The 21,851-nt window shown below is 72.9% G+C and carries 20 protein-coding genes; 10 read left to right on the plus strand and 10 right to left on the minus strand.

Translation table 11 applies throughout. The features are described 5' to 3' along the window. Nucleotides 1-18 precede the first annotated feature (18 nt). On the minus strand, nt 19-1,386 hold the full coding sequence (bagB, locus tag IE321_RS22015; RefSeq protein WP_226652201.1) for an ATPase BagB: 1,368 nt from the start codon (nt 1,384-1,386) through the stop codon (nt 19-21). 56 nt (nt 1,387-1,442) lie between these two features. Further along, nucleotides 1,443-2,408, minus strand: coding sequence for an ATPase BagA (bagA, locus tag IE321_RS22020; RefSeq protein ID WP_190224238.1), 966 nt, complete (start codon nt 2,406-2,408; stop codon nt 1,443-1,445). 123 nt (nt 2,409-2,531) lie between these two features. Between bagA and sp36 the strand changes: the two genes are divergently transcribed. From sp36 to IE321_RS22045, 5 genes are all read left to right on the plus strand, one after another. Further along, nucleotides 2,532-2,687, plus strand: coding sequence for a Sp36 family protein (gene sp36 / locus IE321_RS22025; RefSeq protein ID WP_158821993.1), 156 nt, complete (start codon nt 2,532-2,534; stop codon nt 2,685-2,687). Then, a complete protein-coding gene (locus IE321_RS22030) occupies nt 2,684-3,154 on the plus strand; it encodes a RidA family protein (RefSeq protein WP_043221159.1) in 471 nt (156 codons plus the stop codon). The genes sp36 and IE321_RS22030 overlap by 4 nt, the downstream gene beginning before the upstream one ends. Before the next feature lie 129 nt (nt 3,155-3,283). After that, nucleotides 3,284-4,147 carry an NUDIX hydrolase gene (locus IE321_RS22035; RefSeq protein WP_043221157.1) on the plus strand — a complete coding sequence of 288 codons (864 nt, stop codon included), beginning with the start codon at nt 3,284-3,286 and terminating at the stop codon, nt 4,145-4,147. Beyond that, nucleotides 4,144-4,974, plus strand: a complete 831-nt coding sequence (locus IE321_RS22040; protein ID WP_190224239.1) for an MBL fold metallo-hydrolase — start codon at nt 4,144-4,146, stop codon at nt 4,972-4,974. The genes IE321_RS22035 and IE321_RS22040 overlap by 4 nt, the downstream gene beginning before the upstream one ends. Before the next feature lie 126 nt (nt 4,975-5,100). Next, nucleotides 5,101-5,988 (plus strand): prohibitin family protein, encoded by an 888-nt coding sequence (locus tag IE321_RS22045; RefSeq protein ID WP_043221153.1) that lies wholly within the window; start codon nt 5,101-5,103, stop codon nt 5,986-5,988. A gap of 76 nt (nt 5,989-6,064) precedes the next feature. Here the strand turns inward: IE321_RS22045 and IE321_RS22050 are convergent, their stop codons facing one another. Beyond that, nucleotides 6,065-6,739: a Crp/Fnr family transcriptional regulator gene (locus IE321_RS22050; RefSeq protein ID WP_030495802.1), complete on the minus strand. Its 675-nt coding sequence runs from the start codon at nt 6,737-6,739 to the stop codon at nt 6,065-6,067. Between the two features lie 342 nt (nt 6,740-7,081). On the opposite strand from IE321_RS22050, the gene nth reads away from it, so the two are divergent. From nth to IE321_RS22065, 3 genes are all read left to right on the plus strand, one after another. Beyond that, the gene (gene nth / locus IE321_RS22055) at nt 7,082-8,095 is read left to right on the plus strand and encodes an endonuclease III (protein WP_372470254.1); all 1,014 of its coding nucleotides are present in this window, start codon (nt 7,082-7,084) and stop codon (nt 8,093-8,095) included. Between the two features lie 64 nt (nt 8,096-8,159). After that, nucleotides 8,160-8,864, plus strand: coding sequence for an NUDIX hydrolase (locus IE321_RS22060; RefSeq protein WP_043221144.1), 705 nt, complete (start codon nt 8,160-8,162; stop codon nt 8,862-8,864). Nucleotides 8,865-8,933: 69 nt separating this feature from the next. Then, nucleotides 8,934-10,133: a MarP family serine protease gene (locus IE321_RS22065; RefSeq protein WP_190224241.1), complete on the plus strand. Its 1,200-nt coding sequence runs from the start codon at nt 8,934-8,936 to the stop codon at nt 10,131-10,133. A gap of 6 nt (nt 10,134-10,139) precedes the next feature. On the opposite strand, the gene IE321_RS42160 is transcribed toward IE321_RS22065, so the two are convergent. The 6 genes from IE321_RS42160 to IE321_RS22090 all read right to left on the minus strand — a co-directional run bounded on the left by IE321_RS42160 (nt 10,140) and on the right by IE321_RS22090 (nt 18,241). Continuing rightward, complete coding sequence (locus tag IE321_RS42160) at nt 10,140-10,331, minus strand: hypothetical protein (RefSeq protein ID WP_043221138.1); 192 nt, start codon at nt 10,329-10,331, stop codon at nt 10,140-10,142. Between the two features lie 119 nt (nt 10,332-10,450). Further along, complete coding sequence (locus tag IE321_RS22070) at nt 10,451-11,386, minus strand: alpha/beta fold hydrolase (RefSeq protein ID WP_190224242.1); 936 nt, start codon at nt 11,384-11,386, stop codon at nt 10,451-10,453. Further along, complete coding sequence (locus IE321_RS22075) at nt 11,383-11,880, minus strand: phage holin family protein (protein ID WP_190224243.1); 498 nt, start codon at nt 11,878-11,880, stop codon at nt 11,383-11,385. The genes IE321_RS22070 and IE321_RS22075 overlap by 4 nt, the downstream gene beginning before the upstream one ends. A 35-nt stretch (nt 11,881-11,915) precedes the next feature. Continuing rightward, nucleotides 11,916-13,298, minus strand: coding sequence for a Na+/H+ antiporter NhaA (nhaA, locus tag IE321_RS22080; RefSeq protein ID WP_226652130.1), 1,383 nt, complete (start codon nt 13,296-13,298; stop codon nt 11,916-11,918). Between the two features lie 235 nt (nt 13,299-13,533). Continuing rightward, complete coding sequence (gene acs, locus IE321_RS22085) at nt 13,534-15,546, minus strand: acetate--CoA ligase (RefSeq protein ID WP_190224245.1); 2,013 nt, start codon at nt 15,544-15,546, stop codon at nt 13,534-13,536. Nucleotides 15,547-15,853: 307 nt separating this feature from the next. Continuing rightward, the gene (locus IE321_RS22090; protein ID WP_190224246.1) at nt 15,854-18,241 is read right to left on the minus strand and encodes a SulP family inorganic anion transporter; all 2,388 of its coding nucleotides are present in this window, start codon (nt 18,239-18,241) and stop codon (nt 15,854-15,856) included. Nucleotides 18,242-18,460: 219 nt separating this feature from the next. On the opposite strand from IE321_RS22090, the gene IE321_RS22095 reads away from it, so the two are divergent. Then, nucleotides 18,461-19,777 carry a polysaccharide deacetylase family protein gene (locus tag IE321_RS22095; RefSeq protein ID WP_190224247.1) on the plus strand — a complete coding sequence of 439 codons (1,317 nt, stop codon included), beginning with the start codon at nt 18,461-18,463 and terminating at the stop codon, nt 19,775-19,777. 52 nt (nt 19,778-19,829) lie between these two features. On the opposite strand, the gene IE321_RS22100 is transcribed toward IE321_RS22095, so the two are convergent. Beyond that, a complete protein-coding gene (locus IE321_RS22100; protein WP_043221124.1) occupies nt 19,830-20,813 on the minus strand; it encodes an ATP-binding protein in 984 nt (327 codons plus the stop codon). 102 nt (nt 20,814-20,915) lie between these two features. On the opposite strand from IE321_RS22100, the gene IE321_RS22105 reads away from it, so the two are divergent. Further along, entirely contained in the window at nt 20,916-21,734 is an 819-nt protein-coding gene (locus IE321_RS22105) for a Fic family protein (protein WP_190224248.1), read from the plus strand. Nucleotides 21,735-21,851: the final 117 nt, after the last annotated feature.

The following is a 21,851-nucleotide window of genomic DNA, read 5'->3' on the forward strand; positions in this document are numbered from 1 at the left end:
CTGCCGTGTGAGGTCCCGTCAGGACCCGCCGCGCGGGGAGGAGAGGCGCTCACCGATGGCCCGCAGCCCGGCGAGGTCGTGCACATCGCCGGGCAGGGCGGCCACCTCGGTCACCGCCACCTCCGGGTGGAGGGCCGTGAAGCGGTCCCGCGTGCGCTGCTCGCGCGCGAGCACCCGCATCCGTTCGGCATGCAGCCGGAGCAGACCCGCGGTGAGACGCGCCAGATCCTGATCGGTGTCGGGGTCGGTGCCGTGCTCTTCGGTCACGTCGGCCGTGGGGGCGGCCTCCGGTGCGGCGGAAGGACGTGCGGCGGAAGGGCGTGCGGAGGAGTCGGCGGCGGTGGCGTGGTGCGACGGCTCGGACGACGTGGCCGGGACGCCACGCAGTCCAGTCTTCCCGGGCCCCCGATCCCCCATGCGGCCCTCCTCAAGATTTTCCGCGGCCGCCCGCGCCCGCTCGGCCGACAGCCCCGCCGCGCCGCTGCCGTGGACCCGGTTGAGGACCAGACCGGCCAGCGGCATGCCCTCCGCGGCCAGCCGTTCCACGAAGTACGCCGCCTCCCGCAGCGCGTCCCGCTCCGGCGCCGCGACCACCAGGAAGGCCGTGCCCGGCGCCTGGAGCAGCCGGTACGTGGCGTCCGCCCGCGTCCGGAAGCCTCCGAACATCGTGTCCATCGCGGCGACGAAGGTCTGCACGTCCCCCAGGAACTGACCGCCGAGCAGCTTCCCCAGCGTCCCCGACATCATCGACATGCCGACGTTGAGGAACTTCATCCCCGCCCGGCCGCCCACCTTCGCCGGGGCCATCAGCAGCTTGATGAACTTCCCGTCCAGGAAGGAGCCCAGCCGCTTCGGCGCGTCCAGGAAGTCCAGCGCCGAACGGGACGGCGGGGTGTCGACGATGATCAGGTCCCACTCGTCCCGCGCCCGGAGCTGGCCCAGCTTCTCCATCGCCATGTACTCCTGCGTACCGGCGAAACCGGCCGACAGGGACTGGTAGAAGGGGTTCTCCAGGATCGCCCGCGCCCGCGCGGGATCGGCGTGCGCCTCGACGATCTCGTCGAAGGTCCGCTTCATGTCCAGCATCATGGCGTGCAGCTCACCGCCGTCCGAGCCCTTGATGCCGTCGACCTTGCGCGGGGTGTTGTCCAGCGCGTCGATGCCCATCGACTGGGCCAGCCGGCGCGCCGGGTCGATGGTGAGGACCACCACCCGTCGCCCCCGCTCCGCCGCTCGCACGCCCAGCGCCGCCGCCGTGGTCGTCTTGCCGACGCCGCCCGAGCCGCAGCACACGATGATCCGGGTGCCCCGGTCGTCGAGGATCGGGTCGATCTCCAGGGCGGGCACGGCGTCGAGGCCGCCCGCGCCGACGGCCGTCCCCTCCACCGCCTCGCGGTTCCGCTCCGGCACGGGCGTCCTCTCCGGCCCGGGGGTCCGCTCCGTCACGCCGCACCCACCCCTTGCCTCCGCAGTTCCTTCGCCAGCCGGTAGAGACCCGCGATGTCCGCCCCGTCGCCCAGATACGGCAGCTCGTACGCGGGCAGGCCGATGCCGTCCAGGACCGCCCGCTGCTCCCGCTCCAGCTCCACCCGGCGGGCGTGCTCGGCGGCCTGGTCGAGCAGCGGCTCCACCAGCGCGGCGCCGCCCGTCACCCCGGCCGACACCAGGGTCCGCGCGATCGCCTCGCGGTGGTCTCCGGAGGCGGCCCGCACCGCCGCCTCGTCCAGCACCTGCGGGCGGACCATGTTCACCACCACCCGGCCCACCGGCAGCCCCGCGGCGCGCAGTTCGGCGATGCCGTCCGCCGTCTCCTGGACCGGCATCTCCTCCAGGAGGGTCACCAGGTGCACCGCCGTGTCGGGGGACTTGAGGACCTTCATGACGGCCTGCGCCTGGTTGTGTATCGGGCCGATCCTGGCCAGCCCGGCCACCTCGTCGTTCACGTTGAGGAAGCGGGTGATGCGGCCGGTCGGCGGCGCGTCCATCACCACGTGGTCGTAGGCCGGGTGGCCGTCCCGCTCCCGCCGCCGGACCGCCTCGCACGCCTTCCCGGTGAGCAGGACGTCCCGCACCCCCGGGGCTATCGTCGTCGCGAAGTCGATCGCCCCGAGCTTCTTCAGGGCCCGGCCGGCGCCGCCCAGTTTGTAGAACATCTGGAGGTAGTCGAGGAGGGCGCGCTCGGCGTCGATCGCCAGCGCGTACACCTCGCCGCCGCCCGGAGCCACGGCGATCTTGCGCTCCTCGTAGGGAAGCGCCTCCGTCTCGAAGAGCTGTGCGATGCCCTGTCTGCCTTCGACCTCGACGAGGAGCGTGCGCTTCCCCTCCGTCGCGAGGGCGAGGGCGAGGGCGGCGGCGACCGTCGTCTTACCGGTACCGCCCTTGCCGCTGACGACCTGGAGCCTGCTCACGCTGTCGAGCCTAACCACTGGCGGGCCCGCGCAATCAGCGGACCGCCCCGGAGAAGCCCCCGAGCCCGGACCCTAGGGGGAGCCTCGGCGGAGCACCCCGCCGCAGCGGCTACAGTCGGGCCCATGACCAAGTGGGAGTACGTCACGGTGCCGCTTCTGGTGCACGCGACCAAGCAGATTCTCGACAACTGGGGCCAGGACGGCTGGGAGCTCGTCCAGGTCGTGCCCGGGCCCAACCCGGAGCAGCTCGTGGCCTACATGAAGCGGCCCCAGTCGTGAGCGGGGCCGTCGAGGCGCGGATCGCCGAGCTGGGCCTGAAGCTGCCCGAGGTCGTCCCGCCGCTCGCCGCCTACCAGCCGGCCGTGCAGTCCGGCGTGTACGTCTACACCTCGGGCCAGCTCCCGATGGTGGAGGGCAAGCTTCCGGTGACCGGCAAGGTCGGCGCCGAGGTGACCGCCGAGGAGGCCAAGGCCCTCGCCGCCACCTGCGCGCTGAACGCGCTCGCGGCCGTGAAGTCGGTCGCCGGTGACCTCGACCGGATCAAGCGGGTCGTGAAGGTCGTCGGCTTCGTCGCCTCCGCCGCGGACTTCACCGGCCAGCCCGGCGTCATCAACGGTGCCAGCGAGCTGCTCGGCGAGATCCTCGGCGACAAGGGCGTGCACGCCCGCAGCGCCGTCGGCGTCACCGTCCTGCCGCTCGACGCCCCCGTCGAGGTCGAGGTCCAGGTCGAGCTGACCTCGGCCTGATCCGGCCGCCACGCGCGCGTGGCCGCCGTCGGCGGAGCCCGTACCGGGCCGTCCGTACGCGGAGCCGGCTGCCCCTCACCGGGGCGGCCGGCTCTCGTGCATTGCGTTCGTTGCGCATAGCATCCGCCCATGTCGAATGGTCAGTGGTACCCGCCGGAATGGCCCGACCGCATCCGCGCCCTCGCCGCCGGCGAGCTGGTGCCCGTGACGCCCCGGCGCGCCGCCACGGTGCTGCTGCTGCGCGACGCGGACACCGGCCCCGAGGTCCACATGCTGCGCCGCCGCACCTCCATGGCCTTCGCCGGCGGGGCGTACGCCTACCCCGGCGGCGGCGTCGACCCGCGCGACGAGCAGCCGGTGCGCTGGGCCGGCCCGGCCCTGGAGGAGTGGGCGGAGCGGCTCGGCCTCGACGACCCCGCGCAGGCCCAGGCCGTGGTCTGCGCCGCCGTCCGCGAGACCTTCGAGGAGGCGGGCGTGCTGCTCGCCGGCGAGACCCCGGACACCGTCGTCGGCGACACCACCGGCGAGGACTGGGAGCGCGACCGGCGGGCGCTGGTCGCCCACGAGCTGTCCTTCGCCGACTTCCTCGACCGGCGCGGCCTCGTGCTCCGCTCCGACCTGCTCGGCGCGTGGGCCCGCTGGATCACCCCCGAGTTCGAGCAGCGCCGGTACGACACCTGGTTCTTCGTGGCCCTCCTGCCGGCCGGGCAGCGCACCCGGGACGTCTCCGGCGAGGCCGACCGCACCGTCTGGACCCGCCCGGCCGACGCCGCGGCCGGCTACGACCGGGGCGAGCTGACCATGATGCCGCCGACCATCGCGACCCTCCGGTCCCTCCAGCCCTGCGCCACGGCCGCCGAGGCCCTGACGGCGGCCGGGAAGCAGTCCCTGACGCCGGTCCTCGCGCGGGCGCGCGTGGAGGGCGGCCAGGTGGTGCTCACCTGGCCCGGGCACGACGAGTTCACCAAGCGGGTCGGGGGGGACGCCTCGTGACCGACGCCGCCGCGCTGCCGGGCCAGCCGCGCGGGCTGGTCACCTCCGGGCCCGCGACCGAGCGGGCGGTGAACGTGCTCGCGCCCAACCCGTCCGCCATGACCCTCGACGGCACCAACACCTGGCTGCTCTTCGAGCCCGGCTCCTCCCTGGCCGTCGCCGTCGACCCCGGCCCGCTCGACGAGGGCCACCTCCGGCACGTGATCGACACCGCCGAGAAGCTGGGCAAGCGGATCGCGCTGACCCTGCTGACGCACGGTCACCCGGACCACGCCGAGGGCGCGGGCCGCTTCGCCGAGCTGACCGGCACCTCGGTCCGCGCGCTCGACCCGGCGCTCCGCCTCGGCGACGAGGGCCTGGGCGAGGGCGACGCGGTCACCGTCGGCGGCCTGGAGCTGCGGGTGGTGCCGACGCCCGGCCACACCTCCGACTCGCTCTCCTTCCACCTGCCCGCCGACCGCGCGGTGCTCACCGGCGACACGATCCTGGGGCGCGGCACGACGATGGTGGCGCACCCCGACGGGCGCCTGGGCGACTACCTGGACTCGCTGCGGCGGCTGCGCTCGCTGACCGTCGACGACGGCGTCCACACGGTCCTGCCGGGCCACGGGCCGGTCCTGGAGGACGCCCAGGGGGCCGTCGACTTCTATCTGGCGCACCGCGCGGGCCGGCTGGCCCAGGTGGAGGCCGCGGTGGCGCTCGGGCACCGGACGGCGCCGGAGGTCGTGGCGCACGTGTACGCGGACGTCCACCGCTCGCTGTGGCCCGCGGCAGAACTGTCCGTACGGGCGCAGCTGGAGTACCTCCGGGAGCGCGGCGCGATCTGACGCGACGAGCCGGGACCCCGGGCGGCCCCTCCCGGGGAACCCCGACCGGGACCCCGGGAACCCTGCGGCTCCCCCGAGTGTCTTACGCTCCGCTTACATCAGGCCGCAGCTCTCGGGGGAATGCCCATGTTCGTCATAGCCATCCTGCTGGTCATCGCCGCGGTGGTGCTCTGGTTCGTCGGCCGGTCGCAGGACTCGACCGGCTGGAAGCTGGGCGCCGCGGGCGCGCTGGTCGCCGGCGTCTTCTCGGTGATCGTGAGCATGACGTACGTGATCAGCGCGTACGAGGTCGGCGTGCCGGTCGCCTTCGGCAAGGTCGGGTCGCCGATGACCTCCGGCATGCACGTGAAGTCGCCGTTCACCGACGTCACCACCTTCTCCACCCGCCCGGTCGACCTCAACCTCTCCGACAAGGACGTGGTCGAGGTCCGCTCCTCGCAGGGCGGCGTCATGTACGCCGAGGTCACCGTGAAGTGGGCCGTGGTCCCGTCCAAGGCGGTCGAGCTGTACAAGCTCGCGGGCAGCGAGGACGCCATCCAGCAGCGGCTGGTCTACCCGGACAGCCGCGAGATCGTCCGGAACGTCTTCGCCCGCTACAGCAGCGAGCAGGGCTACGCCTCCGACCGCGAGAAGATCAACGCCGAGATCGCCACGCTCATCACCGAGCGCCTGGAGCCGCGCGGCATCGTCGTCACCACGGTCAACCTGCGGAACGTGAAGCCCTCGGACGCGCTCCAGGGCCAGATCGACCGCAAGATCCAGCAGCAGCAGGCCACCGAGCGCGCCCTGGAGGCCGCCCGTACGGCCAAGGCGGAGTCGGACCGGCGCCGCATCGAGGCGGAGGGCATCGCCCGCGCCAACAAGATCCTCAACGACTCGCTGACCGACAAGGTCCTGGCGAACCAGTGCATCGACGCCTTCAAGGAGGCCGCGGCCAAGAACCCGGTCTACGCGGTGCCCTGCGCCACCGGCGGCGGCTCGGCCCCGGTGATCGTGGACGGCACGAAGCGCTAGGCCAACCGGCACGCGGAAGGGGGCCGCCCGGTCGAACCGGGTGGCCCCCTTCTCGTGCGTACGTACGCGCGCGTGGCTACCGCGAGCGCTTCGCGAGGCGCTCCACGTCCAGCAGGATCACGGCGCGGGCCTCCAGGCGCAGCCAGCCGCGCTGGGCGAAGTCGGCGAGCGCCTTGTTCACGGTCTCGCGGGAGGCGCCGACCAGCTGGGCCAGCTCCTCCTGGGTGAGGTCGTGGACGACGTGGATGCCCTCCTCCGACTGCACGCCGAAGCGGCGCGACAGGTCGAGGAGCGCGCGGGCGACACGGCCCGGCACGTCGGAGAAGACCAGGTCGGACATCTGGTCGTTGGTCTTGCGCAGGCGGCGCGCGACGGCCCGCAGCAGGGCGCCGGCCACCTCGGGCCGGGCGTTCAGCCAGGGCTGGAGGTCGCCGTGGCCGAGGCCGAGCAGCTTGACCTCGGTCAGCGCCGTCGCGGTCGCGGTGCGCGGGCCCGGGTCGAAGAGGGACAGCTCGCCGATGAGCTCGCCGGGGCCGAGGACCGCCAGCATGTTCTCGCGGCCGTCGGGGGAGGTGCGGTGCAGCTTCACCTTGCCCTCGGTGACCACGTACAGGCGGTCACCGGGGTCGCCCTCGTGGAAGAGCGCGTCGCCACGGGCGAGCGTCACCTCACTCATCGAGGCGCGCAGCTCGGCGGCCTGCTCGTCATCGAGCGCCGCGAAGAGCGGGGCGCGCCGCAGAACGTCGTCCACGAGTTCACTCCTACTGTCGACCTGCTCACGGGAACCTGGCTCCCATGATGCCGGACGTGCCAAACAGTGCGATCAATCACAACAAGTTTGACGCACCGGACGCCATTGCCGAACGTCAGGGGCCCGATCGGGGCCCGATCGGTGCCGAGCGGGGCGGATGTCGGCCCCGGCCCCTAGGCTGGCCGGGTGTCCAACTCACCGGTGAGAACGCAGGCCAAGGGGGCTGGAAGAGTGTCGGCCGAAGGTAATTCCGCTGTGGGCGAACACGGCGCGTCGAAGCGGTCAAAGGGGACGAATCGGACTGATTCCCCCCGTGTGAACGGCCCTTCGAAGGCGACCCCCGTGACCCCGACGGCCGCGAAGGCGGGGGCGGCGAAGGCGGGCGCGAAGAAGACGGGCGGTACGACGACGAAGGCGGCCGCCGAGAAGCCCGGGACCAAGGCGGCCACCAAGGCCACCGCCAAGAAGACCGCCGCCAAGAAGGCCACCGGCACCAAGTCCGCCGCCAAGGAGCCCGCCGCCGTCGCCGCCCCGCCGAAGCCCTCCGGGGGCAGGACGGAGTCGCGGCTCGGGATGGTGCGGCGGGCGCGCCGGATCAACCGGGAGCTCGCGGAGGTGTACCCGTACGCCCATCCCGAGCTCGACTTCCGCAACCCCTTCGAGCTGCTGGTCGCCACGGTCCTCTCCGCGCAGACCACCGACCTGCGGGTGAACCAGACGACTCCGGCGCTCTTCGCCCGGTACCCGACCCCCGAGGACCTGGCCGCGGCCGTCCCCGAGGAGGTCGAGGAGCTGATCCGCCCGACCGGCTTCTTCCGCGCCAAGACCAAGTCGATCATGGGTCTGGCCGCCGCCCTGCGGGACGAGCACGGCGGCGAGGTCCCCGGCCGTCTGGAGGACCTGGTCAAGCTGCCCGGCGTCGGCCGCAAGACCGCCTTCGTCGTCCTCGGCAACGCCTTCGGCGTCCCCGGCATCACCGTCGACACCCACTTCATGCGCCTGGCCCGCCGCTTCCGGTGGACCGAGTCGGACGACCCGGTCAAGATCGAGGCCGAGATCGCCGAGATCTTCCCGAAGAGCGACTGGACGATGCTCTCGCACCGGGTGATCTTCCACGGCCGCCGGATCTGCCACGCCCGCAAGCCCGCCTGCGGCGCCTGCCCCATCACCCACCTCTGCCCCGCCTACGGAGAGGGCGAGACCGACCCGGAGAAGGCGAGGAAGCTGCTCAAGTACGAGAAGGGCGGCTTCCCCGGCCAGCGGCTCAACCCGCCCGCCGACTACCCCGGCCGGCCCGCCCCGCCCGCCCCCGGCGTGGCCCCGGGCGCCGCACAGCGCCCTTCGGGGGCGGAGTGAGCACGGCACGGCCCCTCGGGAACGAAGGAGCACGGCGACGGCGTTGGACGACACGGGGGTGCCCATGACGCGCACGGACGAAGAGATCTACGGCCCCGGCACCGGCGGCCTGCTGGACCGGGACGGCCTGCCCGACTGGCTCGCGCCGGTCGACCGGGCCGCGCGCACGGTCGCGCCCGAGCAGCTGAGCCGCTTCCTGCCGCCCGCCAGCGGCGCGGGCCGCCAGTCCGCCGTGCTCGTCCTCTTCGGCGAGGGCGAGCGCGGGCCCGAGCTGCTGCTCATGGAGCGGGCGGGCAGCCTCCGCTCGCACGCCGGACAGCCCTCCTTCCCCGGCGGCGCCCTCGACCCCGAGGACGGCGACCCGGCCCACGGCGGGCTGCTGCGCGCCGCGCTGCGCGAGGCCGAGGAGGAGACCGGCCTCGACCCCGCCGGCGTCCAGCTCTTCGGCGTGCTGCCCCGCCTCTACATCCCGGTCAGCGGCTTCGTCGTCACGCCCGTGCTCGGCTGGTGGCGCGAGCCGAGCCCCGTCGGCGCCGTCGACCCCGCCGAGACCGCCCGGGTCTTCACGGTGCCCGTGGCGGATCTCACGGATCCGGCCAACCGCGCCACGGCCGTCCACCCGGCCGGCCACGCGGGCCCCGCCTTCCTCGTCGCATCCGCCCTGGTCTGGGGTTTCACCGCCGGAGTGATCGACCGGCTGCTGTACTTCGCGGGCTGGGAGCGGCCCTGGGACACCTCGCGCAAGGTCCCGCTCGACCTGCGGTCATGACAGGCTGACCCTCCGGGCGACCGGAGACGAAACGGCGACCGGAAGAACGAATCTGCGAGGCTGAAGACCGTGAACGTGCTGGACATCCTGCTGCTGATCGCGGCCGTGTGGTTCGCGATCATCGGCTACCGCCAGGGCTTCGTGGTCGGCATCCTCTCCGTGATCGGCTTCCTCGGCGGCGGGCTCGTCGCCATGTGGCTGCTGCCGATCCTGTGGGACCGGCTCACCGAGCAGAGCGAGGTCACCACCACGGTCACCGTGGTCTTCGTGATGGCGGTCATCGTCGCCGCCTCCGTCGGCCAGGCGCTCACCACCCACCTCGGGAACAAGCTCCGCCGCCACATCACCTGGTCCCCGGCCCGTGCCCTCGACGCCACCGGCGGCGCGCTGGTCAACGTGATCGCCATGCTGCTCGTCGCCTGGCTGATCGGCTCGGCGCTGGCCGGCACCTCGATGCCCACCCTGGGCAAGGAGGTCCGCGGCTCCAAGGTGCTCCAGGGCGTCTCCCGGGTGATGCCCGATCAGGTCGGCGTCTGGTTCGCCGACTTCAGCTCCACCCTCGCCCGCAGCGGCTTCCCGCAGGTCTTCAGCCCCTTCGCCAACGAGCCCATCACCGAGGTCCTGCCCCCGGACCCGGCGCTCGCCGGCAGCCCCGTGGCCACCCTCGCCCAGCGCTCCATCGTCAAGGTCGTGGGCACCGCCCCGAGCTGCGGCAAGGTCCTGGAGGGCACCGGCTTCGTCTTCTCCGACCGTCGCGTGATGACCAACGCGCACGTGGTCGGCGGCGTCGACGAGCCCACCGTGCAGATCGGTGGCGAGGGCCGGCTGTACGACGCCAAGGTCGTCCTCTACGACTGGCGCCGCGACATCGCCGTCCTCGACGTGCCGGACCTCAAGGCCACCCCGCTGCGCTTCACCGAGCGGGAGGCGCACAGCGGCGACGACGCCATCGTCGCCGGCTTCCCCGAGAACGGCTCGTACGACGTCCGCTCCGCCCGCGTCCGCGGCCGGATCAGCGCCGACGGCCCCGACATCTATCACCGGGGCGAGGTGCGCAGGGAGGTCTACTCGCTGTACACGACGGTCCGCCAGGGCAACTCCGGCGGCCCGCTGCTCACCGAGGACGGCACGGTCTCGGGCGTCATCTTCGCCCGGTCCCGCGACGACGCCAACACGGGCTACGCGCTGACGGTCCAGGAGATCCGCGAGGACATCGAACTCGGCCGCGCCGCCAACCAGCAGGTGGACACCGACGGCTGCGCCCTCTGACGGCCCCTACGCGGTGTCGCGCGGGTGCCGGAGCCGGGCGGAGACCCAGCGGGCCCGCCGCCTGAGGATGCGTGAGATCCCGACCTCTCCGCCGGGAGCGCGGCCCTGGTCCGGCGGTCCTCCCCGCTCACGGGAGCCCGGCCCGGAGGCGGAGCGGCGGTCGCGTGCCGTGTCACCGTAGTCGTGCGTCCAGCCCATACCGGGACGTGTGCCCGGGGTCCGGGCTCGGTAACCTCTCCGGGGCCCGCCAATCGGAGTATGCGCGGGGCACATGGCCGTTCGACGTAAACCCGTGCGGGCGGGGGCCCGTACCGGGATCAGCGGTCGGGCTCGGGGTCCTTCAGCCAGTTGACGAGCTCCGCCGTGAAGGCGGCCGGGTCCTCCTCGTGCGGGAAGTGCCCCAGGCCGTCGAAGAGCCGCCAGCGGTACGGAGCCTCCACGTACTCGCCCGAACCGGCCGCGCTGCGGGTCCGCATCACCGGGTCCATCGAGCCGTGCAGGTGCAGGGTCGGCACCCGGACCGGCCGCTTCATGCGCCGGTTGAACTGGATGCCGTCGGGGCGGGCCAGCGAGCGGACCAGCCAGCGGTACGGCTCGATCGAGCAGTGCGCCGTGGACGGCACGAGCATCGCCCGCCGGTACGCGTCGACCGCCTCGTCCTCCACGGGGCGCGGCCCCGACCACTCGCGGATCAGACGTCCCACCAGCTCGGCGTCGTCCGCGACCAGCTGACGCTCCGGCAGCCACGGCCGCTGGAAGCCCCAGATGTGCGAGCCGGCCCGGGACTGGGCGTAGTCGGAGACCATCGCCGAGCGCCAGCGGCGCGGGTGCGGCATCGAGGAGACCACGAGCCGGCGGACCAGCTTGGGCCGCATGACCGCCGCCGTCCAGGCGAGGTAGCCGCCCAGGTCGTGGCCGACGAGCGCGGCGTCCGGCTCGCCGAGCGAGCGGACCACGCCGGTGATGTCGAGGGCCAGGTTGGCGGGGTCGTAACCCCGGGGGGTGCGGTCGCTGCCGCCGACCCCGCGCAGGTCCATCGCGACCGCCCGGAAGCCGGCCTCGGCGAGCGCCGGCAGCTGGTGGCGCCAGGTCCACCAGAACTGCGGGAAGCCGTGCAGCAGCAGCACCAGGGGGCCGTCGCCCATCTCGGCGATGTGGAAGCGGGCGCCGTTGGCCGCGACGTCACGGTGGGTCCACGGACCGTCGAGGCGTACGGGCCCGCCGCCGGGGGTGCCGCTGTCGGGGAGGGTCATACGGACGAGCGTGCCACAGTCTGGGCCTTGGCCATCGTCACCTCGGCGGCCGGGACGCCCTCCGGACGGGGGTGCGGCTTCACGTTCTGCATGACCGCGGCCGTCTGCTTGGCCGAGGCGATGGACTTCTCCGGCGGCTTGACCTTCTTGAACTGTGCCCAGGCGATCGCGATGAGCAGGCCCCCGACAATCATGTTGAAGGCGAAGGACAGCAGGAAGCACCAGACGAGGTTCCAGCCGCCATTGCCGTTGTGCCCGCCGGTCCAGGTGTTGATGGCGTACGCGAGCGCGAAGCTCAGCATCGGCAGCGAGAACAGCATCACCACGGCGGCGACAAGGCCCAGGACCGCGCCCATCCCGCCGCGCTTCACGTCCTGCCGGAGCTCGGCCTTGGCCAGGGCGATCTCGTCGTGCACCAGTGCGGACATCTCGGCGGTCGCCGAGGCGACCAGCTGGCCGAGGCTGCGCTCGGTTCCGTCGAACGGGTCGCTCATCGCTCTCCCTCTCCTCTTGTACGGTCCGACTCAGATCATGCCGGACGGTCGGCCCCGTCGCGCGGTGCCCCCGCCAGTCGGGCGCGCTCGCGGTGTTCCGCGGCCTTCCGCTCCAGGATGTCCGCCATCCGGAGGTGGTACGCCGCGGTGCCCTCCTCGTACACGTCCGGGATGCCGTCCTGGTCGTCGTCCCGGTCCTCCTCGGCGACGAGCAGCTGGTACTTCCGCACCCGCAGCTTGAGCAGGAGGGCGGCGCAGGCCGCGGCGATGAGCGAGCCCATGAGGACGGCGGCCTTCACCTCGTCGGTGAGGGCCGGGTCGCCCACGAAGGCGAGTTCGCCGATGAGGAGCGAGACGGTGAAGCCGATGCCGGCGAGGGTGGCGACGGCGAAGACGTCCGGCCAGGCCAGCTGGGGGTTGAGTTCCGCCCGGGTGAAGCGGGCGGTCAGCCAGGTGCCGCCGAAGATGCCGACCGCCTTGCCGACGACCAGGCCGAGGACGACGCCGAGGGTCACGGGCTGGGTGAAGACGTCCCTGAGCGCCTCGCTGGACATGGCCACGCCGGCCGAGAAGAGCGCGAAGAGGGGCACGGCGACGCCGGCCGAGAGCGGCCGGACCAGGTGCTCGACGTGCTCGCCGGGGGAGTGCTCCTCGCCCTCGCGGGTGGTGCAGCGGAGCATCAGGCCCATGGCGACGCCGGCGATGGTGGCGTGGACGCCGCTGTTGTACATCAGCGCCCAGATGACCAGCGCCAGCGGGACGTACACGTACCAGCCGCGGACCTCCTTGCGGAGCAGGAACCAGAAGAGGGCGAGGCCGGCGAAGGCGCCGCCGAGGGCGGCGAAGTTCAGGTCGCTGGTGAAGAAGACCGCGATGATCAGGATCGCGAAGAGGTCGTCGACGACGGCGAGCGTGAGGAGGAAGGCGCGCAGCGCGGAGGGGAGCGAGGTGCCGATGACGGCGAGGACGGCGAGCGCGAAGGCGATGTCGGTGGCGGTGGGCACGGCCCAGCCGTCCAGGGAGCCGCCGCCGACGGTGTTGACCAGGACGTAGACCAGGGCCGGGGTGGCCATGCCGCAGATCGCGGCGATGACGGGGAGGGCGGCGGCCTTGGGGTCGCGCAGCTCGCCGGCGACCAGTTCGCGCTTGAGCTCGATGCCGGCGACGAAGAAGAAGATCGCGAGGAGGCCGTCGGCGGCCCAGTGCTCGATCGAGAGGTCGAGGCCGAGGGAGGCGGGGCCTATGTGGAAGTCGGAGACGGCCTCGTAGCTGTCGTGGAAGGTGTTGGCCCAGACGAGCGCGGCGACGGCGGCGAGGAGCAGCAGCACACCGCCGACGGTCTCGGTGCGCAGGGCGTCGGTGAGGTGGCGGCGCTCCGGGAGGGAGAGCCGGCCGAGGAACGTGCGGTCGGTGGACACGGGGAGCCTCCGGTCGGGTGGGCAGCACACAGCACATGCCGACCAGACTTCCCGGCGCACCTAGGTCTTTCTGTCGCGTTCCTGACGCGTTCCTTACTTTACCTAACGAGCCCGGGGCGTGTCCGGCGAGGCTCACTTTAGGGTGGTATGGGGCATTTGGCATGGCGTGATGGCCACGCGGAAAGGCCCGCCCCGGGGGTGCCGGGGCGGGCCTTCACGCGGGGGGTACCGGTGCTCAGTCCTCGCTGGAGGCGGCCGGCAGCTGGTCCTGGATGAGCGCCATGACCGAGGAGTCGGCCAGCGTGGTGACGTCGCCCACCTGCCGGTTCTCGGCCACGTCGCGCAGCAGGCGGCGCATGATCTTGCCGGAGCGGGTCTTCGGCAGCTCGGCCACCGGGAGGATCCGCTTGGGCTTGGCGATCGGGCCGAGGGTGGCGCCCACGTGGTTGCGCAGCTCGGCGACGAGGGCGTCGTCCTGGCTGGCGGTGCCGCGCAGGATGACGAAGGCGACGATCGCCTGGCCGGTGGTCTCGTCGGCGGCGCCGACGACGGCCGCCTCGGCCACCGACGGGTGGGAGACGAGCGCGGACTCGACCTCGGTGGTCGAGATGTTGTGGCCGGAGACGAGCATGACGTCGTCGACGCGGCCGAGGAGCCAGATGTCGCCGTCGTCGTCCTTCTTGGCGCCGTCACCCGCGAAGTACCGGCCCTCGAAGCGGGACCAGTAGGTGTCGATGAAGCGCTGGTCGTCGCCCCAGATGGTGCGGAGCATCGACGGCCACGGCTCGGTGAGCACCAGGTAGCCACCGCCGCCGTTCGGCACCTCGTTCGCCTCGTCGTCGACGACGGTGGCGGAGATGCCGGGCAGCGGGCGCTGGGCGGAGCCCGGCTTGGTCTCGGTGACGCCGGGCAGCGGGCTGATCATCATCGCGCCCGTCTCGGTCTGCCACCAGGTGTCCACGATGGGACAGCGGTCGGCGCCGATGTGCTTGCGGTACCAGACCCACGCCTCGGGGTTGATCGGCTCGCCGACCGAGCCCAGCACCCGCAGGCTGGTCAGGTCGAACTTGGCGGGGATGTCGTCGCCCCACTTCATGAACGTGCGGATCAGCGTCGGCGCCGTGTAGAGGATGGTGACGCCGTACTTCTGCACGATCTCGAAGACCCGGCCCTGGTGCGGGGTGTCCGGGGTGCCCTCGTACATGACCTGGGTCGCGCCGTTGGCCAGCGGGCCGTAGACGATGTACGAGTGGCCGGTGACCCAGCCGATGTCGGCCGTGCACCAGTAGACGTCGGTCTCCGGCTTGAGGTCGAAGACGGCGTGGTGGGTGTACGCGGCTTGGGTGAGGTAGCCGCCGGAGGTGTGCAGGATGCCCTTGGGCTTACCCGTCGTGCCCGAGGTGTACAGGATGAAGAGCGGCTGCTCGGCCGGGAACGCCTCGGGGGCGTGCTCCGCGGACTGGCGCTCGACGACGTCGTGCCACCAGACGTCCCGGCCCTCGGTGAAGGCGGTGTCCTGGCCCGTGCGGCGGACCACGAGGACGTGCTCGACCGTCGGGCACTTGGCGACGGCCTCGTCGATGGCCGGCTTGAGGGCGGACGGCTTGCCGCGGCGGTAGCCGCCGTCGGCGGTCACGACGACCTTGGCGTCGGCGTCCTGGATGCGGGAGGCCACCGCGTCGGCGGAGAAGCCGCCGAAGACGACCGAGTGGGCGGCGCCGACGCGGGCGCAGGCCAGCATCGTGATCGCGGCCTCGGGGATCATCGGCAGGTAGACGGCGACCCGGTCGCCCTTGCGCACGCCCAGCTCGGTCAGGGCGTTGGCGGCCTTGGAGACCTCGTCCTTGAGCTCGGCGTAGGTGATCGCGCGGCTGTCGCCCGGCTCGCCCTCGAAGTGGATGGCGACGCGGTCGCCGTGTCCGGCCTCGACGTGCCGGTCGACGCAGTTGTACGCCACGTTGAGCTCGCCGTCGGCGAACCACTTGGCGAACGGCGGGTTCGACCAGTCGAGGGTCTCGGTCGGCTCGGTGGCCCAGGTCAGGCGCTTGGCCTGCTCGGCCCAGAAGCCCAGCCTGTCCGCCTCGGCCTGCTCGTACGCCTCCGCCGTCACGTTGGCGTGCGCGGCCAGCTCGGCGGGCGGCGCGAAGCGGCGCTCTTCCCGGAGCAGATTGGCCAGGCTCTCGTTGCTCACGACATCTCCCTTTCCCAGGGCGTCCTCTGTGCGTATGTGTCCCGGGTCATACCTCATCAGCCCGAGACCCCGGGTGACAAGAGTCTCCGGGGAATTGGTTTAGACCTGTGAGGATCCACCGGTGGCTGCCGGTGGACCGAGGGTGTCCTGATGAGGGCTTGACGGGCGGGGGCCCCTTCGTCCCGAGCGGAGGGAGAAGGGGCCACACAGTCTCACGGACCCGCGCCGGGAAAGGTTCAGGACGCGCGGGCGCGGGGGCGCCGGGGGAGCCCGGCACCCCCGCGCCCGGCGGGGGCGCCGAGATCGCGGCCGAGGAGGACGCCTCCGCCTTCGGCGTCGGCGCGGAGGGGGCGGGGCCCGGCGGTCAGGAGGCGGCCTTGGCCGCCAGGATCGCCGGCGGGACGCTGTCGAAGACGTCGTCGTAGCCGCGCACCTCGTCGCCGGAGAGCAGGTACGCCTGCGCCTCGCCCACGTGGAAGTACATCCCGTGGAGGGTGAGGCTGCCGTCCGCGAGCCGCCGGGCCACCGACTCGTACGCCCGCAGGTGCTCCAGCTGCTGCACCACGTTGGTGAGGCACAGCTGCTCGACCGCGTCCGCCGGCAGCCGCCCGGAGATCCGCGCCCACACGTGACGGCGGCTCGCCATCCGCTCCAGGCTCGGCCGGCCGTGCCGCAGCCAGCGGCGCAGCGGGGTCGCGGGCTCGTCGGGACCGGCGCCCAGCAGGGCCTGCATGGCGCCGCAGCCGGAGTGGCCGCAGACGGTGATCGACTGCACCCGCAGCACGTCCACCGCGTACTCGATCGCCGCCGCCACCGAGTCGTCCCCGCTCTCCTCGCCGGGCGGCGGCACCAGATTGCCGACGTTGCGCACGGTGAAGAGGTCGCCAGGACCACTGGACGTGATCATGCTGGTGACCAGCCGCGAGTCGGCGCAGGTGAGGAAGAGCTGCGACGGGGTCTGGCCCTCCCGGGCGAGCCGGGCCAGCTCGTCGCGGACCAGCGGCGCGGTGTTCCGCTGGAACTTGCCGATCCCGTGCGCGAGCTGATGGCCCGTCCGGACCGGCGGCTCCTCGGCCGGGGCGACGGGCGGCGCGGGCCGCTCGGCGCACTGGTGGTTGTGCCAGGGGGTCCAGGGGCGGCAGCAGGCGTGCGGGGAGGCCTCCGGCGCGGGGCTCGTACCGGACTCCTCGCCGGGTGCGCGGTCGGCGGGCGACCCGGCGATACGGCCTCCGGTGGGGCCGGTCAGCTCGACGACACCGCCGTGCGCCCGGTGGCCGGCCGTCCAGTCGTTCAGCGTCTCGTACGCGGCATGGTCCATGAACGAGCCGTCCAGCTCCACGGTCACCTCCGAGCCTGCGGGGATCTGGTGCAGCGCGCGGCTCAGCCGCGGCACCGCGAGGAAGGTCAGCTGGCCGCGGACGCGCAGCAGCTGGCGCCCCTCGCGGTCCTCCCGGGTGATCCGGGTGCGGGCCAGCCGGTGCATCGCGACCGCGACCGCGACGGCGATGCCGAGGGCGACGCCCTCCAGCACGCCGACCAGGACGACCCCGGTCACGGTCACCGCGTACACCGCGACCTCGCGGTGCCGGGTCACCGTACGGATGTGGGTGATGCTCACCATCTGGATGCCGACCACCATGACCAGCGCGGCGAGCGCGGCCAGCGGGATCAGGTCGATGGCGGGGACCAGCAGCAGCGCGGCGAGCACGATCCACAGACCGTGCAGCATGGTGGAGGCGCGGCTGACCGCGCCCGCCGAGACGTTGGCGACGCTGCGGACGGCCACCCCGGCGACCGGCAGGCCGCCGAGGGCCCCGGAGACCATGTTGGCCGCGCCCTGGCCGGCCAGCTCGCGGTCGAGGGCGGAGCGCGGAATTCCCTTGCCCCGGTCCGGGCGGGCGGCGACGAGCTTGTCGACGGCGACGGCCGAGAGCAGCGACTGCACGCTGGTGACCAGGGTGATCGTCAGGACCCCGGTGGCGATGCCGAGGACCGGCCCCTCGGGGAGCCCGGGGAGCGCGTGGCTGCTCCAGGACGGCAGGTCGACGCGGGGCACGGTGAGTCCGGCGGCCAGCGCGAGCAGGGTGGCGCCGCCGACGCCGACCAGGGCGGCGGGGGCCTTCCGCAGGAACCGGCCGACACGGCCGGGCAGGCGGGGCCAGCCGAGCAGGACGGCGACGGTCAGCCCGCTGATGACGAGCGCGGCGGGTCTGGCGTCCGCCAACTGGGCGGGCAGGCCCAGGGCGTTGTCGACGGCGGAGCTCTGCGGGGTGCCGCCGAGCACGATGTGGAGCTGGGCCAGCGCGATGGTGACGCCGATCCCCGCCACCATGCCGTGCACGATGGCGGGCGAGACCATGAGCGCCGACCGGGCCACTCTCAGGGCGGCCAGGGCGAGTTGGGCGAGACCGGCGAGGACCGTGATGGCGCAGGTGGTGCGCCAGCCGTACCGCTGGATCAGCTCGGCGGTGACGACCGTGAGGCCGGCGGCTGGTCCGCTCACCTGGAGCGGGGAACCGCCGAGGCGGCCGGCGACCAGACCGCCGACGGCGGCGGCGACGAGACCGGCCTGGAGCGGGGCTCCGGTGGCGAGGGCGATGCCGAGCGAGAGCGGCAGCGCGATCAGGAAGACGGCGATCGACGCGGAGACGTCCGCGCCGGCGGGGCGGAAGCGGCGGGCGCCTCCGGGCGGGCTGTGGGGCCGCTGGACACGGGGTCGGTTGGGCGTGCGGGCGGGGGTGCAGAGGGTCATCCGGTCTCCTCCGGGGCCGGGCGGGTACCTCAACTCTGAGTAAACGAATCGTAATGGAGAGTAAAGTCTGCGGCATTATTTTCGGGGCAAACAGGGCAATGGTTCACCGGTTCCGGTGAATGGGCCGCGTATTGCCGCTTGTCGTTTCATCTTTCCGGCAGGCCGGGTGCGACGTTGACGCCGCTCGTAGCTCGTAGTCGCCAGAGGAGAGGTGGGCGGATGTCAGCCGCCGTGCGAGGAAGTACGTTCCGGAGGAAGACGCTGGCCGCCGGCGCCCTCACCGTCGCCCTGGTCGGCGGGCTGGCCGGCTGCTCGGAGCCGGGTTCCTCCGGCCCGGTGTCCGAGGGCGCCCCCGGAGCGGGGGTGGGGGCGAAGAAGGCCCCGGCCGCCGCGCCGGAGAACGCCGTCCGGCTGATCGGCGACGGCTCCACCGCCTACACCGGCGCCCAGCCGCACCAGCCGGTCTGGAAGAAGCTGAAGCCCGGCGAGGCCCCGCCGCAGTTCGTGGTCTTCTCCTGGGACGGCGCCGGCGAGGACAGCCAGAAGCTCTTCTCGCACTTCCGGAACGTCGGCAAGAAGTACGACGCGACCATGACGTACTTCCTCAGCGGCGTGTACCTCCTGCCGGAGGAGAAGCGGGCGATGTACGACCCGCCCCAGCACTCCGCCGGCCGCTCCGACATCGGCTTCAACGACGCCCAGGGCATCCGTGACACCGTCCGCGAACTGCGCGGCGCGTGGCTGGAGGGCAACGAGATCGGCACCCACTTCAACGGGCACTTCTGCGGCGCCGACGGAGGCGTCGGCACCTGGTCCGTGGAGGAGTGGAAGAGCGAGATCCGGCAGGCCAAGTCCTTCGTCAAGAACTGGAAGACCAACGCCGGCCTGCGCGCCGAGCAGCCGCTGCCCTTCGACTACGACAAGGAGCTCGTCGGCGCCCGCACCCCCTGCCTGGAGGGGCGCGCGAACTTCGTGAAGGCGGCCGCCGAGCTGGGCTTCCGCTACGACACCAGCGGTGTCAACGACCAGATCTGGCCGAAGAAGGACGGCGGCATCTGGGACCTCTCCATGCACCTGGTCCCGGTGCCCGGCCGTGCCTTCCAGACCCTGTCCATGGACTACAACTTCATGGTCAACCAGTCGCCCGGCACGACCCAGGGCGATCCGGGCATGCACCGCTACTGGGGTGATCAGATGCGCGACGGCCTCGTCCAGGCGTTCGAGCGCTCCTATCGGGGCAACCGGGCGCCGGTCGTGATCGGCAACCACTTCGAGTCCTGGAACGGCGGCACCTACATGCGCGCCATCGAGGAGACCATCGCCACCGTCTGCGTCCAGAAGGACGTCGAGTGCGTCTCCTTCCGCCAGCTCGCCGACTGGCTCGACGCCCAGGACCCCGCCGTCATCGCCAAGATGCGTACGCTGGGCGTGGGTGAGGCCCCCGCCGGCGGCTGGCCCGCCTTCCTGGCGGCCCAGCCCCCGGCCACCGCCGCCGGTTCCGCCGCTTCCGCCGCCGAGCAGCCCGCACGCGGCTGACCTCCGTCGGCGCCCCTCGGGGGCGCCGGTCGGCAGGCGGTCCCGGCGCCCGTCAGCGGGCCGCCGCGGTGACCGGCTCGCCGAGGACGAAGTCGGGGTCGACCTGCGCCGCCAGGTCGGCCCCGGTCTTGGCGTTGCCCCAGCTCTCCGCGTTGCGGAGGTGGAAGTGGACCATCTGGCTCGTGTAGCGGTGCCGGTCGCGCCGGGCGTACGAGTCGTCCGCCGCCTCCCGCAGGGTCCGCAGGGCCCGGTGGTTCTCGGGCTCCAGCCGCTCGAAGCGCGGCGGGCGGCCCTTCTCCATCGCGCGGACCCAGTCCGAGTGGCCGACGGTGACCAGCAGGTCCTCGCCGACCTCCTGGCGCAGGAAGTCCAGGTCGTCCGGGCCCTGCACCTTGTTGCCGACGACCTTCAGCGCGACGCCGAAGTCCCGCGCGTACTCCTTGTACTGGCGGTACACCGACACGCCCTTGCGGGTCGGCTCGGCGACCAGGAAGGTCATGTCGAAGCGGGTGAACATGCCCGAGGCGAAGGAGTCCGATCCCGCCGTCATGTCGACGACCACGTACTCGCCGGCCCCGTCCACCAGGTGGTTCAGGCACAGCTCCACCGCGCCGACCTTCGAGTGGTAGCAGGCCACCCCGAGGTCCGCCTCGGTGAACGGGCCGGTCGCCATCAGCCGCACCTCGCCGGGGTCGAGCCGCACCGGCCGGGCGCACGCCTCGTACACCGGGTTGTCCTCGCGGACCCGCAGCAGCCGCGAACCCTCGCCGGGCGGCGTCGTCTTGATCATCGTCTCGGCCGAGACGATCCGCGGATTGCTGCCGCGCAGGTACTCCTTGATGAGCGGCAGGTGCGCCCCCATCGCGGGCAGGGCGGCCGCCTCCGCCTCGGTGAGGCCGAGCGCGGCCCCCAGGTGCTGGTTGATGTCCGCGTCGACGGCGACGACCGGCGACTCCGTGGCGGCGAGGTGACGGACGAAGAGCGAGGACAGCGTCGTCTTGCCACTGCCGCCCTTCCCGACGAAAGCGATCTTCATGTTCACCTAGCGTAGTGGCATGAACGCGCTTAGTGGTCGAGGTCTATGAAGAAGACCACTCCTTCGTGGGGCGGACCCCTGGGGCGCGTAGCCTCCTTACCTATGAGTACGCACGCCTCTGACCCCTTGGCCGCCCTCGGCTCCCTGCCGGGCGTCGCCGACGCGGTGGACTCCGTACGCAAGGCCGTCGACCGGGTCTACGGCCACCGCGTGATGCGCCGCCGCAGCAACGAGATCGCCTCCGAGGCGGCGCTCCGCGGCGCTCGCGGCTCGGCCGCCCTGGCCGGGGCCGACTGGGCCCTGGAAGAGGTCCGCCGCCGGACCGACTTCAGCGCCGACCCCGAGGCCCGCACCGTCGGCGCCGCCCTGCGCCTGAGCGCCGAGGCCGGCCAGCTGCTCTCCATCTGGCGCCAGTCGCCGCTCCGGGTCCTGGCCCGGCTGCACCTGGTCGCCGCGGGCGAGCACGAGGAGTCGGTGGGCCGCCCCCGTCAGGCCGGCGAGGCCGTGGACGAGCCGCTGATCGAGTCCCCGCTGCCGAACCCCGACGAGGTCGCCGCCCGGCTCGACGGCCTCGCGGAACTCGTCGTCGCGGGCGGCGAGGCCCCGGCGCTCGTCGTCGCCGCGGTGGTCCACGCCGAGCTGCTCGCCCTGCGCCCCTTCACCTCGCACAACGGCCTGGTCGCCCGGGCCGCGGAGCGGATCGTCCTGGAGGGCAGCGGCCTCGACCCGAAGGGGGTCTGCCCCGCCGAGGTCGGCCACGCGGAGCAGGGCCGGGCCGCCTACGCGGCCGCTTTCGAGGGGTACCTCACCGGCACCCCGGAGGGCGTCGGCGGCTGGATCGCGCACTGCGGGCGATCCGTGGAACTCGGCGTCCGGGAGTCGACCGCGGTCTGCGAGGCGCTCCAGCGCGGCGCGGCCTGAAACACCCCCGGACATGGGTTGCGGCGGTACCGATGTTCAGTACCGCCGCTGGCACGTCCACCCAGTTACCAAGCGTCCTCGATATGTGCCCATCAGGCGGGGTGCTTTGCCCTTCGC

The organism is Streptomyces hydrogenans, assembly GCF_014656075.1.
GTDB lineage: Bacteria > Actinomycetota > Actinomycetes > Streptomycetales > Streptomycetaceae > Streptomyces > Streptomyces hydrogenans.